The organism is Bartonella sp. AA86SXKL (genome assembly GCF_042196885.1).
In genome coordinates this window covers 1-547 of record NZ_JBHIRE010000577.1, presented here as the reverse complement: position 1 = coordinate 547, position 547 = coordinate 1, and the positions used below count along the sequence as shown (strand labels likewise).

Genomic DNA, 547 nt, shown 5'->3' with positions numbered 1-547 from the left:
ATAGAGGAGACCGTTGTGGTATGCGATTGAGATGTATCGGACGATTCCTCATGCAAAAAGCCACTTGATGACGATTGCGCTTGCTGATCCAAGTGTTCTTGGGCGCCTTTGATGACAATCTTTCCCCCAGAGTGAATGGTAATATCCGCTTGTTTTTGATCTCCTGGTGCTTTCTCTCCTGACGTTTCCTCTGCCTTACCGGCTATGAGCGTCGAGGCGACAACTTCCGTGTTGTTTCCTGAGTCAATGGTAATGCCTTCACCCCCTGTTATGCTTGACCCCACAACTTGGCGCACATCCATCTTGTTATGCTCAGATTTGCTGCTACTAAATGCTCCACCCTCTTTATGGTACGACATCTCATAATGTAAGCTATCCTCTGCATTATTGATGAGAATATCGTTGCTGGCTTTCAGCCCCACCTTGCCATCAGCCGCAATGGAACTACCTGTAATGCTAAGATCATGCGGTTTGCCATCCTGCCCTGCAATGACAGTGGTGTCACCTCCCGATTTTATCGAAGAGCCAACGGCATGAGAGGCTTGCA

Annotated in this window: 1 protein-coding gene; it reads right to left on the bottom strand. The window is 48.4% G+C overall.

Going from position 1 to position 547, the window contains the following annotated elements; genetic code table 11:
• Positions 1-547: hemagglutinin repeat-containing protein (locus tag ACFIO5_RS13375; RefSeq protein ID WP_375705679.1), on the bottom strand; the 547-nt coding region annotated here is incomplete at both ends.